The organism is Streptomyces sp. NRRL F-6676 (assembly GCF_000725625.1).
In the GTDB taxonomy this organism is placed as follows: Bacteria; Actinomycetota; Actinomycetes; order Streptomycetales; family Streptomycetaceae; genus Streptomyces.
The window spans coordinates 56,159-71,041 of sequence record NZ_JOHS01000024.1 but is presented as its reverse complement, the minus strand read 5'-3'; the positions used below and the strand labels follow the sequence as shown (position 1 = coordinate 71,041).

13 protein-coding genes are annotated in these 14,883 nt (G+C 74.3%); 7 read left to right on the top strand and 6 right to left on the bottom strand.

The features are described from left to right. Window positions 1-7 precede the first annotated feature (7 nt). The 5 genes from IO29_RS17380 (at window position 8) to IO29_RS17360 (ending at window position 4,917) form a co-directional block, all read left to right on the top strand. The gene (locus IO29_RS17380; RefSeq protein ID WP_030380350.1) at window positions 8-1,876 is read left to right on the top strand and encodes an acetyl/propionyl/methylcrotonyl-CoA carboxylase subunit alpha; all 1,869 of its coding nucleotides are present in this window, start codon (window positions 8-10) and stop codon (window positions 1,874-1,876) included. Between the two features lie 233 nt (window positions 1,877-2,109). Further along, window positions 2,110-3,282, top strand: a complete 1,173-nt coding sequence (locus IO29_RS17375; RefSeq protein ID WP_030380351.1) for an acyl-CoA dehydrogenase family protein — start codon at window positions 2,110-2,112, stop codon at window positions 3,280-3,282. A gap of 27 nt (window positions 3,283-3,309) precedes the next feature. Continuing rightward, window positions 3,310-3,540, top strand: a complete 231-nt coding sequence (locus IO29_RS17370; RefSeq protein ID WP_030380352.1) for a hypothetical protein — start codon at window positions 3,310-3,312, stop codon at window positions 3,538-3,540. Further along, window positions 3,537-4,286, top strand: coding sequence for an enoyl-CoA hydratase family protein (locus IO29_RS17365; RefSeq protein WP_030380353.1), 750 nt, complete (start codon window positions 3,537-3,539; stop codon window positions 4,284-4,286). Before IO29_RS17370 ends, IO29_RS17365 begins: the two co-directional genes overlap by 4 nt. Before the next feature lie 37 nt (window positions 4,287-4,323). Continuing rightward, the gene (locus IO29_RS17360) at window positions 4,324-4,917 is read left to right on the top strand and encodes a TetR/AcrR family transcriptional regulator (RefSeq protein ID WP_030380354.1); all 594 of its coding nucleotides are present in this window, start codon (window positions 4,324-4,326) and stop codon (window positions 4,915-4,917) included. A 38-nt stretch (window positions 4,918-4,955) separates the two neighbouring features. Here the strand turns inward: IO29_RS17360 and IO29_RS17355 are convergent, their stop codons facing one another. Then, a complete protein-coding gene (locus tag IO29_RS17355) occupies window positions 4,956-5,834 on the bottom strand; it encodes an alpha/beta fold hydrolase (protein WP_030380355.1) in 879 nt (292 codons plus the stop codon). A gap of 517 nt (window positions 5,835-6,351) precedes the next feature. Next, entirely contained in the window at window positions 6,352-7,044 is a 693-nt protein-coding gene (locus tag IO29_RS17350; RefSeq protein ID WP_030380356.1) for an iron-dependent transcriptional repressor DtxR, read from the bottom strand. A 248-nt stretch (window positions 7,045-7,292) separates the two neighbouring features. Between IO29_RS17350 and IO29_RS17345 the strand changes: the two genes are divergently transcribed. Next, on the top strand, window positions 7,293-8,063 hold the full coding sequence (locus IO29_RS17345; protein ID WP_030380357.1) for an SIS domain-containing protein: 771 nt from the start codon (window positions 7,293-7,295) through the stop codon (window positions 8,061-8,063). Window positions 8,064-8,426: 363 nt separating this feature from the next. Here IO29_RS17345 and pdxH read toward each other — a convergent pair whose 3' ends face one another. After that, a complete protein-coding gene (gene pdxH / locus IO29_RS17340) occupies window positions 8,427-9,065 on the bottom strand; it encodes a pyridoxamine 5'-phosphate oxidase (RefSeq protein ID WP_030380358.1) in 639 nt (212 codons plus the stop codon). A 286-nt stretch (window positions 9,066-9,351) separates the two neighbouring features. Here pdxH and IO29_RS17335 point away from each other — a divergent pair, with 286 nt between their 5' ends. After that, complete coding sequence (locus IO29_RS17335) at window positions 9,352-10,470, top strand: citrate synthase 2 (RefSeq protein WP_030380359.1); 1,119 nt, start codon at window positions 9,352-9,354, stop codon at window positions 10,468-10,470. A 263-nt stretch (window positions 10,471-10,733) separates the two neighbouring features. Here the strand turns inward: IO29_RS17335 and IO29_RS17330 are convergent, their stop codons facing one another. From IO29_RS17330 to IO29_RS17320, 3 genes are all read right to left on the bottom strand, one after another. Continuing rightward, window positions 10,734-12,197, bottom strand: a complete 1,464-nt coding sequence (locus IO29_RS17330; protein ID WP_030380360.1) for a PAS domain-containing protein — start codon at window positions 12,195-12,197, stop codon at window positions 10,734-10,736. A gap of 200 nt (window positions 12,198-12,397) precedes the next feature. Continuing rightward, window positions 12,398-14,035, bottom strand: coding sequence for a hypothetical protein (locus IO29_RS17325; RefSeq protein ID WP_051707796.1), 1,638 nt, complete (start codon window positions 14,033-14,035; stop codon window positions 12,398-12,400). Continuing rightward, on the bottom strand, window positions 14,032-14,832 hold the full coding sequence (locus IO29_RS17320; protein ID WP_030380362.1) for an ABC transporter ATP-binding protein: 801 nt from the start codon (window positions 14,830-14,832) through the stop codon (window positions 14,032-14,034). The genes IO29_RS17325 and IO29_RS17320 overlap by 4 nt, the downstream gene beginning before the upstream one ends. Between the last annotated feature and the right edge of the window lie 51 nt (window positions 14,833-14,883).

Below are 14,883 nucleotides of genomic sequence, written 5' to 3'. Positions count from 1 at the left end.
ACCAGTGATGATCACCTCGCTGCTCGTCGCCAACCGGGGCGAGATCGCCTGCCGGATCTTCCGCACCTGCCGCGACCTCGGCATCCGCACCGTCGCCGTGCACTCCGACGCCGACGAGAACGCCCTCCACGCGCGCGTGGCCGACGCGTGCGTACGGCTGCCGGGCGCGGCGCCCGCCGACACGTATCTGCGCGGCGACCTGATCGTCGAGGCCGCCCTCGCCGCCGGGGCCGGCGCCGTCCACCCGGGCTACGGCTTCCTCTCCGAGAACGCGGGCTTCGCGCGCGCGGTGCGCGAGGCGGGGCTGACCTGGATCGGTCCCTCCCCGGAGGCGATCGAGGCGATGGCCTCCAAGACGCGCGCGAAACAGCTGATGGGCATCAAGCCGCTGGACGCAGGCGAGATCACCGAGGCCGACCTCCCGGTACTGGTCAAGGCCGCGGCGGGCGGCGGCGGGCGCGGCATGCGCATCGTCCGCGCACTCGACGCGCTCGACGCCGAGATGACCGCCGCGCGCGCGGAGGCGCTGAGCGCCTTCGGGGACGACGAGGTGTTCGTCGAGCCCTACAGGGAGGGCGGCCGGCATGTGGAGGTGCAGATCCTCGCCGACGCGTACGGAACGGTCTGGCCGCTCGGCACCCGGGACTGCTCGCTGCAACGCCGTCACCAGAAGGTCGTCGAGGAGGCCCCGGCGACCGGCCTCTCCGACGAACTCACCGACGAGCTGTACGAGCTGGCCGTACGGGCCGCCCGCGCCGTCGACTACACGGGCGCCGGGACCGTCGAGTTCCTCGTCGCCGACGGGCGGGCGCAGTTCCTGGAGATGAACACCCGGCTCCAGGTCGAACACCCGGTCACCGAGGAGGTGTTCGGCCTCGATCTGGTGGCGCTCCAGGTGCGGATCGCCGAGGGGCACGCACTGGAGAAGTCCCCGCCGCCCGCGCGCGGACACGCCGTCGAGGCCCGCCTCTACGCGGAGGACCCCGCCCGGGGGTGGACGCCGGGCACGGGCACGCTGCACCGGCTCACCGTGCCGGAGGGCGTGCGGCTGGACACCGGGTACGCCGACGGGGACGAGGTCGGCGTGCACTACGACGCCCTGCTCGCCAAGGTCGTCGCCCACGGGGCGACACGGGCGGAGGCGGTGCGCAGGCTCGCGGGGGCGCTGGAGCGGGCGGAGGTGCACGGGCCCGTCACCAACCGCGAGCTTCTCGTGCGGTCGCTGCGGCACGAGGAGTTCGCCCAGGGGCGGATGGACACCGGGTTCTACGACCGGCATCTGGCCGCGCTGACGGTGCCGGACGTCGATCCGTGCGTGGCGGTGGCGGCCGCGCTGGCCGACGGGGTCGGGCGGTCGCGGTTCGGCGGGGGTGTCGGGGGGTGGCGCAATGTGCCGTCGCAACCGCGGGTGAAGCGGTTCCGGGTGGCGGGCCAGGAGTGCGAGGTGCGGTACCGGTGGGGGAGGGAGGGGGCCGTGGTGGAGAGCGGCGGTGGCGTGCGGGTGGTGCGCGTCGGGGCGGAGGAGGTCGTGCTGGAGGTGGCCGGTGTGCGGCGGGCGTTCGCCGTCGCGCGGTACGGCGAGGCCGTGTACGTCGGCAACACGCGGGTGGAACCCCTGCCGCGGTTCCCGGACGCCGCCGTCGAGCAGGCTCCCGGGTCGTTGGTGGCGCCCATGCCGGGGACGGTGGTGCGGGTCGCGGACGGTGTGCGGGTGGGGGCGCGGGTGGTGGCGGGGCAGCCGTTGCTGTGGTTGGAGGCGATGAAGATGGAGCACCGGGTCGCGGCGCCTGTCGCCGGCACGGTGTCGGTGCTGCACGCCGTGCCGGGTGAACAGGTGGGGCTGGGCTCCCTGTTGGCGGTGGTGCGGGAGGAGTGAGGGCGCGCCCTTGTTTTTTCGCCCCCGCCGCCCCTACCCGTCCCATCCCCGGGGGCTCCGCCCCCGGACCCCCTTTTCGTGCGTGGTCGGCTGCGGGCCGGTGGGGGCCGTTCGCGCAGTTCCCCGCGCCCCTTGAAAGCCAGGGGGTGCCCCCCGTCTTCCAGGGGCGCGAGCAACCACGAACCAGCCGCAGCCTCCCGACAACACTCACCCCCTCCCCCTTAGGAGCCCCCATGTCCCCCCTCATGGAAACCGACGACCACAAGGCCCTCCGGGCGGCTGTCGCCGCGCTCGGCAACCGCTACGGCCGCCCGTACTTCACCCGCACCGTCACCGCCGGAGGCGCCCCCACCGAACTCTGGAAGGAGGCCGCGGACCTCGGGTACCTCGGCGTCAACCTGCCGGAGGCATACGGCGGGGGCGGCGCCGGCATCGTCGAGCTCTCCCTCGTCCTCGAGGAACTCGGCACGGCGGGATGCCCGTTGCTCATGCTGATCGTCTCCCCGGCGATCTGCGGCACCGTGATCGCCCGGTTCGGGACGGACGAGCAGAAACGGGAATGGCTGCCCGGCCTCGCCGACGGCAGCCGGATCATGGCCTTCGGGATCACCGAACCCGACGCCGGCTCCAACTCGCACCGCCTCACCACCACCGCCCGCCGCGACGGCACCGGACCCGGCGCCGACTGGATCCTCAGCGGCCGCAAGGTCTTCGTCTCCGGCGTCGACATCGCCGACGCCACCCTCATAGTCGGCCGCACCCACGACGCTCGCACCGGCCGCCTCAAGCCCTGCCTGTTCATCGTCCCGCGCGACGCCGACGGCTTCACCCGGCGCCGTATCGACATGGAACTCAGCGCCCCCGAGAAGCAGTTCGAGCTCACGCTCGACGACGTCCGGCTGCCCGCCGACGCGCTCGTCGGCGACGAGGACGCGGGCCTGCTGCAACTGTTCGCCGGACTCAACCCCGAGCGCGTCATGACCGCCGCCTTCGCGATCGGCATGGGCCGCTACGCCCTCGGCCGCGCCGTCGCCTACGCACGCGAACGCACCGTCTGGCAGCAGCCCATCGGCGCGCACCAGGCGATCGCGCACCCGCTCGCCCAGGCGCACATCGAACTCGAACTGGCCCGGCTGATGACGCAGAAGGCCGCACAGCTGTACGACGCGGGGGACGACGCCGGCGCCGGGGAGGCCGCCAACATGGCCAAGTACGCCGCCGCCGAGGCCTGTGTGAAGGCCGTCGACCAGGCCGTGCACACCCTCGGCGGCAACGGCCTGACCAGCGAGTTCGGCCTCGCCTCCCTCGTCAACGCGGCCCGGGTCGCCCGTATCGCACCGGTCAGCCGCGAAATGATCCTCAACTACGTCTCGCACCAGACCCTGGGCCTGCCGAAGTCCTACTGAGGACCGGGGCCGGCACGAGGAGGAACCGTGTTCCGCAGCCAGTACGCAGACGTACCCGTCCCCGGACTCCCCCCGCACGAGGCGGTCCCGGGGCGCGCCGCCGGGTCCGGTGACGCGCGCAACGGGACGGCGGCCATGAGGTACGACGCCGAGCGCGTCGCCCCGTACCCACGCGTCCGCCGCGTCGCCTTCGCCGACCGGGTGCCGCGCGCCGTCTCCGGCACGATCCGCCGCCGCGAACCCAGGGAGCGCCCGTGACCACGACCGCCCTCGTGGGCCGCTCCCGGGACCGGGGCGTCGCCACCCTCACCCTCGACTCCCCGGCCAACCGCAACGCCCTGTCCGGCGCCCTCGTCGGCGAACTCGCCGCCGCGCTGGAGGAGTGCGGCGCCGACCCCGGTGTACGGGCCGTCGTCCTCACCCACACCGGTACGACGTTCAGCGCGGGCGCCGACCTGCGCGACCCACCGCCGCCCGAGGCGCTCGTCGCGCTGCTGCGGCGGATCGTGGAGCTGTCCACACCTGTGGTGGCCCGGGTGACCGGGCACGTCCGGGCCGGCGGCCTCGGGCTGCTCGCCGCCTGCGACATCGCGGCCGCCGCCGGCACCGCCGACTTCGCCTTCACGGAGGTCCGCATCGGCGTCGCCCCCGCCGTCGTCTCCCTGCCGCTGCTGCCCCGCGCCGACCCGCGCGCGCTCGCCCTGCACTGCCTCACCGGGGCCCGCTTCGACGCCGCCGAGGCCGTCCGCACCGGGCTGCTGACCCTCGCGGGCGACGACGTCGACACCGTCCTCGCCCCCGTCCTCGACGGGCTGCGCCGGGCCTCGCCGCAGGGGCTCGCGGAGACCAAACGGCTGCTCACGGCCGGGGTGCGGGAGGCGTTCGACCGGGACGCGACCGCCCTGACGGCACTCACCGCACGGCTGTTCGCCTCCCCGCAGGCGCGCGAGGGCATGACGGCCTTCCTCGAACGACGGGACCCGGTATGGATGGACTTCACATGAGGGAGACCGGCGCGGGCGGAAGGGGCGCGGCATGGAGATGACAGCGGTCGACCGGGCGCCCAAGCAGGACCGCAGCCGGGCCACCCGGCAGCGGCTGCTGGCCGCCGCCGTCGCCTGCCTCGCCGAGCGCGGCTGGGCCGGCTCCACCGTCTCCGCCGTGGCGCTGCGCGCCGGCGTCTCCCGGGGCGCCGCCCAGCACCACTTCCCCACCCGCGAGGACCTGTTCACCGCGGCGGTCGAGTACGTCGCCGAGGAACGCTGCCAGGCGTTGCGGGCCCTCTTCCCGCAGGGGGCCGCGGCCGACCGGCGCGCGGTGGTCGCCGCCCTCGTCGACGGCTGCACCGGCCCGCTCTTCCGCGCCGCGCTGCATCTGTGGGTGGCCGCGTCCAACGAGGACCAACTGCGCGCCCGGGTCACGGAACTGGAGGCCCGGGTGGGCCGCGAGACCCACCGTGTCGCCGTCGAACTCCTCGGCGTCGACGAGTCCCGCCCCGGCGCCCGCGAAACCGTCCAGGGCCTCCTCGACATGGCCCGCGGCCTGGGCCTGGCCAACCTGCTCACGGACGACGGGGCACGCCGGGAACGGGTGATCGAACAGTGGGCGGGGGTGCTGGACGGGGTGCTGGGGTGACGGGGCCCCGGCGGCGGACACCGGGGCGGCGGGGCCCTTCAGGCGTCCGCGCCCGTCAGGACCCCCTCCAGGAACGGCTCGACCGCCGCGCGCCAGGCCTCCGGCTGGTCGTAGTGGACGAGGTGGCCGGCGTCGGCGACCTCGGCGTAGCGGCCGCGCGGCAGGACGCGGACCATCTCCTGCGACTCGGCCCGGCCCAGCTCGCCGTCCAGGCCGCGGACCACCAGCGTGGGGCACCGCACCTGCGCCAGCTCCTCCCAGTGCGCGTCGTACACCCACGTCTCGCGGGACCTCAGCATCTGCGCGGGGGTGAAGACGGGGCGCCAGCCGTCGGACGACTCGTGCATCACCTCGGCGTAGAACTCGCCGCGCGCCGGGTTGGGGCGCTCCACCCTGGGGTCGTCCTCGCCGAACCACCTGCGGACGTCGGCGAGCGTGGCGAACGGCAGCGGCCAGGTGCGGAACCAGTCCTCCCACTCCCGCTGCGAGGCGGCGCCCAGCGCCGAGGCCCGCATGTCGCAGATGACCAGGCCGCGCACCAGGTCGGGGCGGGCGGCGGCGAGCTGCCAGGCGGTCAGGGCGCCCATGGCGTGGCCGATGACGACGGCCGGGGCGAGCCCGAGCTGCTCCAGCGCGGCGGCCGCGTCCTCGACGTACGCCTCGCGGGTGTGCGCGGCCTCGGGGGGTTTCTCGCTCTGGCCGTGGCCGCGCTGGTCCAGGGCGACGGGGCGGTGCCGCTCGGCGAGCCAGCGGGCGGTGGACGCCCAGTGCGAGGCGCGGCCCATGAGGCCGTGCAGTAAGAGCACGCCGGGCCGGTCGGCGCCGGCCGCCGGGTCGTCGCCCTTGGGCGGGTCGCCGAACTCCCATGCCGCGAGGCGTACGCCGTCCGTTCCCGTCACGTCGATGCGCCGCACCATCGTTCTGGCACCCCCCTGGCTCCGCCCGGACCGTCCGTGCGTGTCGCGGAGACGGTCCGGACGCTCCTCGTGCTGTTGCCGCCGTGCTGGTTCGTCCTGCTGTGGTCGTCACGCTATCGAAAGCTCATTCGAAAATGGGCTTTCGGTCGCCAACACCCCTCCTTCGAGTGACACCGGTCGGGGATTGGCCGACGTCACCGAGGGGAGATCTTCAGCGGGGGGCGGACCGCTCGGGGAAAAACGGTCCGAGGGGGATGACCCTGGGAGCTCGGGGCTCCGGGTCAGCACAGGGGAGGACAGGCCCCGGCGCCATCGAGCGCCGGGGCCCTCTCCATGTCTGCGGCACATCGTCCCGCTCCCCTCCCCGGCCGCACGGCTCCCGCTCTCCGCGCCGGCCCAGAGCCCTCAGGTCATATGCCTCACCCGACAGCGTGGCACGGGAACGGGGTTCGCGCTGCCATTCGGCGCACAGAATGTGCGCGGGGGCGGGCAGCCGGCCGCCGGGGCGCCGCCCCCGTCAGCGCTTCGCGACGAAGACGTGGGAGGCGGTTTCCGACTCCAGTTCGGCGGCTTCGCCGCTGCTGCCGACCAGGACGCCGCCCGCGGACTCCGTCACGCTGACGACCGAGCCGGGCTGCACGCCCGCCCGGCGCAGGGTGTACATGAGCTGCGCGTCCGTCTGGATGGGCTCGCCGATGCGGCGGACGACCACCGTCTTGCCCTCCAGGCCCGGGTCGAGGTCGGCCAGCGAGACCATGCCCTCGTCCAGGAACGGAACCGTGCCGTCCTTCTCGCCCAGCTCCTCCAGGCCCGGGATCGGGTTGCCGTACGGCGACTCGGTGGGGTGCCGCAGCAGCTCAAGGACGCGGCGCTCGACCGCCTCGCTCATCACGTGCTCCCAGCGGCACGCCTCGGCGTGCACCTGCTCCCACTCCAGCCCGATCACGTCGACGAGCAGGCACTCCGCGAGCCGGTGCTTGCGCATGACGCGCGTGGCGAGGCGGCGGCCCTCGTCGGTGAACTCCAGGTGCCGGTCCGGTGCCACGGACACCAGCCCGTCGCGCTCCATGCGCGCGACCGTCTGGCTGACCGTCGGACCGCTCTGGTCGAGCCGCTCGGCGATACGGGCGCGCATGGGCACGACGCCTTCTTCCTCGAGCTCGAGGATGGTGCGGAGATACATCTCCGTGGTGTCGATCAGTCCGGACATACGTGCCCCTCGATTGAGATCTGCCGGAGGCTCGGCGGCCTCACCGGCGTGTGCGCTGGCCCTGGATTCAATTCTGACGCATCCCACCGACAACCGTGCCGTGCGAGAAGAACGGCCACCGCCGGCCCCGTCGCGGCGGCCGTATTGACACGGCACTGGTCCAGACCGCACCGTGATCCGCGACACGGACGGGCCCTGCCGGGTCCCGGCCGCCGGACGAAGCGTTGCGAAGGTGAGGAGCGTCGCCGATGAGCCAGGGGACGGGGGGCGCGGACGGGCCGGGCGAGCGGTTCTTCGACGCCGCGATCGAGCTGCTGCGGCAGGTGCGGGACGGGGACGCCGCCGAGATCACCGCGGCCGGCGAACTGATCGCCGACACCGTCGCCGCCGGCGGCCGGCTCTTCGCCTTCGGCGCCGGGCACTCCTCGCTCGCCGCCCAGGACGTCGTCTACCGCGCCGGCGGACTGGCCCTGATGAACCTGCTCACCGTGCCCGGCGTGACGGGCGTCGACGTGCTGCCCGCGACGCTGGGCTCGGCGCTGGAACGCGTCGACGGCCTCGCCGCCGCCGTGCTCGACGTCGGCCCCCTGCGCGCCGGCGACCTGCTGGTGGTCATCTCCCTCTCCGGCCGCAACGCCCTCCCCGTCGAGATGGCGACGCACGCCCGCGCGCGCGGCGTGAAGGTCATCGGCGTGACCTCGGTGGCGTACGCCGAGCGGACCGCCTCCCGCCACTCCTCGGGCACGTTCCTCAAGGACCACTGCGACGTCGTCCTGGACTCGCGCATCCCGCTCGGGGACACCGTTCTGACCCAGGACGGCATCGACGCCCCCTTCGCCCCCGCCTCCACGGTCGTCACCAGCGCCCTGATGCAGGCCATGATCGCCACGGCCGCCACCACCCTGGCCGCCCGCGGCCTCACCCCGCCCATGCTCCGCTCGGGCAACGTCGACGGCGGCCTGGAATGGAACGACCACGTCTTCGACACGTACGCCGACCGCATCTTCTACCGGCACTGACGGGCGCCTCACCGGGGCTCCGCGCCGGGCCGGAACCGGGAGCCGAACCCCGCTCGCGAACAGGCTCCGAGCCGGGTCCCGAAAAAAACGGTTGAACGTGGCGCGGACGGTTCCTAGTGTGGTGAGCACACTGAAGGGAGGTGGTTCGGCAGATGTATGCATACCGGACGCGTGAGGTGGCTGCGGGCCAGTAGCCCGCCGTCGTACTCGGTTCGGCGCCGGACCAGCGCGTGTTCGAAGCGCGCAACCGGCCCAATCCAACGCAGTCACCCGGCCCGTGGGCTCGCCGGTACGTCCGGCCGGCTCCTCGTCGTCAGACGAGGACCTGAGCCCACGGGTCGTCCGCGTGTCCGGGGCCGTTCCTCAGGGGCTCAGCCGGTCCACGTGCCAGGTGCCGTCCGCCGCGGCGGTGTACCTGAGGCGGTCGTGGAGGCGATTGGCGCGGCCCTGCCAGAACTCGACCGACTCCGGGGCGACGCGGAAGCCGCCCCAGTGCGGCGGGACCGGGACCTGCTCGCCCTCCGGATAGCGGGCGCCGAGCTCCTCGTACGCCGTGTCCAGGACCGTGCGCGAGGGGATCACCGCGGATTGGGCGCTCGCCCAGGCGCCGAGACGGGAGCCGTGCGGGCGGGTGCGGAAGTAGGCGGCGGTCTCGTCGCGGCCGGTGCGGCGGGCGGTGCCGGTGACGATCACCTGGCGGGCCATCGGGTGCCAGGGGAAGAGCAGCGAGACATACGGGTTGACGGCCAGTTCCCGGCCCTTGCGGGAGTCGTAGTTGGTGTAGAAGACGAAGCCGCGGGCGTCGTAGCCCTTCATCAGGACCGTGCGGGAGCTGGGGCGGCCGCCGGCGTCGGCGGTGGAGACGACCATGGCGTTGGGTTCGTAGAGCATGCCCCGCACGGCCGCCCGCGCCGCCTGTTTGAACCAGCGGTCGAACTGGTCCATGGGGTGCGGGGCGAGGTCGGTCTCGTCGAACCCCTCGGCGCGGTAATGGGCCCGCATCGCGGCGGGGTCGGCGGCCGGTTCCCCTTCCGGGGCGGGGCCGGACGGCTCGCGTTCCCCGGCCTCCTGTGCGGCTTCGGCGGCGGCGCGTTCGACGAGGGGTTCGATCACGGGTTCGTCCGGGAAGTGGTCGCTCACGCGGTTATCCTGCCGCATGGAAGCGGTCGTCCGGGGGGAGCGGTGGGTTCCGTCACCTCCCTGGCACTGAGTGCCGCGAGTACTCCCCAAAGGTGGCACTCGGGGATATCGTGCTGCTTCCGGTCCGCACCTATCGAGGAGCCGCCAGATGTCCGACTTCGTACCCGGGCTCGAGGGAGTCGTCGCGTTCGAGACGGAGATCGCCGAACCGGACAAGGAGGGCGGCGCACTCCGGTACCGCGGCGTCGACATCGAGGAGCTGGTCGGCCAGGTGTCCTTCGGAAACGTCTGGGGACTGCTCGTCGACGGCGCCTTCGACCCCGGTCTGCCGCCCGCCGAGCCGTTCCCGATCCCCGTCCATTCCGGTGACATCCGGGTGGACGTGCAGTCCGCGCTGGCCATGCTGGCGCCGGTGTGGGGTCTCAAACCGCTGCTCGACATCGACGCCGAGCAGGCGCGCGAGGACCTGGCCCGCGCCGCCGTGATGGCGCTGTCGTACGTCGCCCAGTCCGCGCGCGGCCAGGGGCGGGCGATGGTGCCGCAGCGGGAGATCGACAAGGCGCACTCGATCACCGAGCGGTTCATGATCCGCTGGCGGGGCGAGCCGGACCCGAAGCACGTGGCCGCCGTCGACGCGTACTGGAGTTCGGCCGCCGAGCACGGCATGAACGCCTCCACGTTCACCGCCCGCGTCATCGCCTCCACCGGCGCGGACGTGGCCGCCGCGCTGTCCGGCGCGGTCGGCGCGATGTCGGGTCCGCTGCACGGCGGGGCGCCCTCGCGGGTCCTCGGCATGATCGAGGAGATCGAGCGGACGGGCGACGCGGCCGGCTACGTCAAGCGCGCCCTGGACCGCGGCGAGCGGCTGATGGGCTTCGGGCACCGGGTCTACCGCGCGGAGGACCCGCGCGCCCGGGTGCTGCGGCGCACGGCGCGCGAGCTGGGCGCGCCGCGCTTCGAGGTCGCCGAGGCGCTGGAGAAGGCGGCCCTGGAGGAGCTGCACAACCGCCGCCCGGACCGGGTGCTGGCCACGAACGTGGAGTTCTGGGCCGCGATCATGCTGGACTTCGCGGAGGTCCCCGCGCACATGTTCACGTCGATGTTCACCTGCGCCCGCACGGCCGGCTGGTCGGCGCACATCCTGGAACAGAAGCGCACGGGCCGCCTGGTCCGCCCGTCGGCCCGCTACGTGGGCCCGGCACCGCGCAGCCCGCGCGAGGTGGCGGGGTTCGAGGGCATCGGGGACGGCGGGGCGGGGACGCGGTAGGGCTGCCGACCGGGTCCTGCCCGGCGCTCGGGCTCGGCCTGCCGGCCGGGTTCGGCCTGCCGGTCGGGTTCGGGCGGGCGGGCCGGTCTTCGGGTGGGTGGCCCGGCTTTCGACTCAGTCCGGCTTTGGCGGGGCGGTGACGCGGTAGGGCTGCCGGCCGGGTCCTGCCCGGCGCTCGGGCCTGGCCCGCCGGCTGGGTTCGGTCTGCCGGTCGGGTTCGGGCGGGCGGGCCGGCTTTCGGGCGGGTGGCCCGGCTTTCGGCCTCAGTCCGGCTTTGGCGGGTCCGTCGTCGCCAGGTCCAGGCAGAGGGCGATGCGGGACGCCACGTCCTCCGCGTAGAGGGCGTCGGGGCGCTCGAAGGGGGCGCGGGCGGCGGCGCGCAGGAACGTCACCACGCCGAGCGTGCGCCCCCGGCTGCGCAGTACCGCGCACAGAGCGTGCACCGTGTCCTCCGGCCACTGCCGGGAGCGGGCCCACGCGCGGGCCCGTTCCGCGTCGGCCCGGCCGGCGCTCGCGCGGACCGAGCCCGCCCGCTCCGCGCACTGCACCGCCGGGTGCGTCTCCCCGTAGTGCACCGGCAGCCCGGACGCGCCCGCGAGGACGCCCGGTCCCGGCGTCCCCGACGGGGTCGACGCGGCGCGGACCAGCCGTACGGGCACCTCGGGGTCGTCGACGGCCGGGGCGCCCGCGACGCGGTCGATCAGCGCGTGGTCGGCGAAGCCGGCGAGCGCGAAGTCGAGGTGGACCGTGGCCGCCTCCCACGGGTCCTCGCACTCCGCCGCCGTCCGGGCCGCCCGGTGCGACTGGTTGGCCCGGAACCGGGTCTGCGACGCCTCCTGCTCGCGCCGCCGCGCCTCGGTGACGTCCTGGAACAGCCAGCCCACCCCCAGCGGCACCGGCTCCTCCGCGAGCGGCGAGGCCAGCCGGAGGAAACCGTTTCGCCAGCAGCGCCGCTGCTCGCCCTCCGGCGTCCGTACGCTCACCCACATCTCGGCCGGCGCGGGCGGCGCGCCCTCGCTCAGCACATGCGCCAGCGCGCTCTCCAGCTCCTCCACGCCCTGCGCGAGCAGCTCGCCCAGCGGCCGGCCCAGCACCGCTGTGCGGCCGACGCCCAGCAGCCGGGCGGCGTGCGCGTTGACGACGGCGGGCCGCAGATCGGCGTCGACGAGGACCACGCCCCAGCCGGCCTCCTCCAGCAGCGCCTCGCTCAGCGCGATCGACCGCTCCAGGTCGATCTGCGTGTGCACCTCGCTGAACGCGCAGTACACCCCGGCGGGCGTGCCGTCCGGGCCACGCACGGCGGCGGACTGCGTACGGACCAGGACGCGGCCGCCGTCCTTGGTGACCAGCGCGAACTCGTGCACCTGGCGTCCTGGCGCCCGCATCGCGGCCATCAGCCGCCGTTCGACCTCCTCGGCGTCCGCGCTGCGCACCGCCCAGCCGGCGAAGCCCTGCCGGCCGACGGCCTCGGCCGCCGTCCAGCCGAGGATGCGTTCGGCCTCGCGGTTCCAGTGGGTGACGACGCCGTCCGCGTCGAACGCGCACAGCGCGGCGTCCATGCCGTCCAGGAGGGCGGCGAGCAGGTCGGAGCCGTCCGGGCCCGAGGGTTCGGGTCCGGGGTCGGACTCGCCGTGATCGGGAGGGCGGGGGCCGCCGCCAGGGCCGGTGGGCTCGGGCTCGTCCGGCCCCAGCTCGTCGGTGGTCCCACTACGCCGGGAAGCACTCACCTGGACCCCCTGCCGGCCGCTTCCGCGTCCGCGGTCGCGTTGGTTCGTTGCTCGCAATCATTCAACGTGAACGTGACTCAGCACACAGCGGGTTCCCGCAATGTGGGAGGCAATCGTTGCACGAGGGGTCTCATGGGGGGCGGCCGTGCCACCGGTGTGCGCCCTCGGCGCACAGGGGGGCGGGGGCGGGGTGCCGGCCGTCATCCCTTGCTCACCGCCGTCAGGATCTCCGGGAGGCGGGCCGCCGTGCGGGGCGCCGCCAGGCGCAGGCCCGCGACCGTGAGAGCCGTGCCGTACGCCGCGCCGCCGGGGAGGAGGAGCCAGGCCCAGTCGTCGCCGCCGGCGCTCACGTTGAGCCAGATCGTGGCCGCGATGACCGGTGCGGACAGCAGTGCCGCGGCGATCATGCCGCCGAAGACCGAGAGCCAGGCGACGCCCACCTGCGCGGGGACCACATTCTTGTAGCCCTCCTGCGGGATCGAGTACGGGAACCGCGCCGACGTCCACGCCCCCGTCGCCAGCATCGCCCCGAGCAGCGCGAACGACAGCCCCAGCACCTCCGGCAGCTTCGCCCAGGCACCGAGCATCGCCGTGGTCAGGACGGTGACCAGAGCGGTGTACGGCAGGGTGATCAGCAGTAGCGCCAGCGCCCTGCCGCGCAGTTCGGCGAGGGCGTCCCGGGGGGAGGAGATCGTCATGGCCACCGTCCAGAACGCGGAGGTGTCCTGCCCGAACTGGTTGTACATCTGGATGCCGAGCATCCCGGAGGCGAAGCACGCGAAGTAGACCGAGCCGGTGCCCTGGAGCGCGTTGAAGACGGGCACGATCAGGCCGATGGCCAGCGACGTCGCCCAGGCCGACTTGGTCTTCGGGTCGCGCCACACATAGCGCAGGCCGCGCTCCACGACCGGGCCGGTGCGCCCGGCGGGCAGCAGCCGGGCCAGGCCCCCCGCGCGCCCGGCCTTCTCGCGGGCGGCCGGCTCGGCGGCGTTCAGCGTGGAGGCGTCGGGGGCCGTCATCAGCCGGGTCAGCGTCCGCGTCCACAGCGCCAGCAGCCCGGCGAGCGCGGCCGCCGACAGCAGCAGCTGCACCGCCGCGACGCCGTACGACCCGTCGCTCACCGAGTCCACCGCGCCGACCGCGGCGGCGGGCGGCACCCAGCGCAGTACGGCGGCCACCGGGTCCAGCGGCTCCAGGCCGCCCGCCGAGCCGAGCCGCTGCGCCCCGAAGTTGACGAACTGCGCGCCCACCGCGATCACCAGCCCGCTGAGCACCGCGAGGTCGCGGCCCCTGCGGCTGGTCAGCAGCCGGATGTTCGCGGCGGCCACCGCGCGCGCCAGGGCCACGCACACCAGCAGCCCCAGTACGACCGCGACGACACCGACGGCGTACGCCGCCGCCCCGTGCGCCACGGAGACCACCGAGCCGGCCAGCAGGCACAGCGTGAACAGCGGGCCGATGCCGATCAGGGAGCCCGCCAGCAGCGCCCGGACCAGCGGCCGGGGCCGCAGCGGCAGCATCACCAGACGGGTCGGGTCGAGGGTCTCGTCGCCGCCGGGGAAGAACAGCGGCATCACCGCCCACCCCAGCCCGAGCACCGCGAGCAGCAGGACGGTGACGGAGTCCGCGTGCGCGTTGCCGCGCAGCGCGATCAGCCCGGCCAGCTGGAGCAGGGCGAACAGCAGGACGAGGACGAGCGAGGTGACGTACACGGCCCGGCGTCCGCCGGACTGCCGCAGCCCGTTGCGCAGCAGGGACAGCTTCAGCCGTACGACGACGGGGGTGAGCGCCACCGTGCCCGGGCCGGCGGGGGCGGCGGTTTCCGTGGCGGCGGTCATCGGGTGCCGCCGCCGAGCCAGTCCAGGTCGGTACCGGCGGACCGGCCGCCGGCCCCGACGAGTTCGAGGAACGCCTCCTGCAACGAGGACGCCCCGCCGCGCACCTCGGCGAGCGGCCCGTCCGCGCGGATCCGGCCCGCCGCCATCACCGCCACCCAGTCGCACAGGGACTCGACGAGCTCCATGACGTGGGAGGAGAAGACGACCGTGGCGCCGGAGCCGGTGTACCGCTCCAGGACACCGCGGATGGTCTGCGCGGAGACCGGGTCGACGCCCTCGAACGGCTCGTCGAGGAAGAGGACTTCGGGGTTGTGGAGGAGGGCGGCGGCGAGGCCGATCTTCTTGCGCATGCCGGTCGAGTAGTCGACGACGAGCTTGTGCTGGGCGCCCGCGAGGTCGAGGACGTCGAGCAGCTGGGTCGCCCGCTTGTCGACCTCGGCACCGGGCAGCCCGCGCAACCGCCCGGTGTAGGAGAGGAGTTCGCGCCCCGACAGCCGCTCGAACAGCCGCAGCCCCTCGGGGAGCACGCCGATCCGGGCCTTGACGGCCACCGGGTCGCGCCACACGTCGTGCCCGACGACCTCGACGGTGCCCCGGTCCGGGCGGAGCAGCCCGGTGACCATGGACAGGGTGGTGGTCTTCCCGGCCCCGTTCGGGCCGACCAGCCCGACGAACTTCCCGGCGGGCAGCACGAGATCGACCCCGCCCACGGCGATCTGCTCCCCGAACCGCTTCCAGAGCCCCTGGACCCGCACGGCCGGACGCCCGCTTTCGCTCGCCACCACTCCCTCACCCATACCAACACCCTAGGGGCCAACGCCCTTCCTTCGGGGGCGCGGGACTGTGTC

What these genes read in the sequence shown, in the direction of transcription:
- IO29_RS17375 (WP_030380351.1), top strand. Translation starts at nt 2,110, where the DNA reads ATGTCCCCCCTCATGGAAACCGACGACCACAAGGCCCTCCGGGCGGCT.
- pdxH (WP_030380358.1), bottom strand. Translation starts at nt 9,065, where the DNA reads ATGCGGGCCCATTACCGCGCCGAGGGGTTCGACGAGACCGACCTCGCC.
- IO29_RS17345 (WP_030380357.1), top strand. Translation starts at nt 7,293, where the DNA reads ATGAGCCAGGGGACGGGGGGCGCGGACGGGCCGGGCGAGCGGTTCTTC.
- IO29_RS17335 (WP_030380359.1), top strand. Translation starts at nt 9,352, where the DNA reads ATGTCCGACTTCGTACCCGGGCTCGAGGGAGTCGTCGCGTTCGAGACG.
- IO29_RS17325 (WP_051707796.1), bottom strand. Translation starts at nt 14,035, where the DNA reads ATGACCGCCGCCACGGAAACCGCCGCCCCCGCCGGCCCGGGCACGGTG.
- IO29_RS17380 (WP_030380350.1), top strand. Translation starts at nt 8, where the DNA reads ATGATCACCTCGCTGCTCGTCGCCAACCGGGGCGAGATCGCCTGCCGG.
- IO29_RS17350 (WP_030380356.1), bottom strand. Translation starts at nt 7,044, where the DNA reads ATGTCCGGACTGATCGACACCACGGAGATGTATCTCCGCACCATCCTC.
- IO29_RS17360 (WP_030380354.1), top strand. Translation starts at nt 4,324, where the DNA reads ATGACAGCGGTCGACCGGGCGCCCAAGCAGGACCGCAGCCGGGCCACC.
- IO29_RS17320 (WP_030380362.1), bottom strand. Translation starts at nt 14,832, where the DNA reads ATGGGTGAGGGAGTGGTGGCGAGCGAAAGCGGGCGTCCGGCCGTGCGG.
- IO29_RS17355 (WP_030380355.1), bottom strand. Translation starts at nt 5,834, where the DNA reads ATGGTGCGGCGCATCGACGTGACGGGAACGGACGGCGTACGCCTCGCG.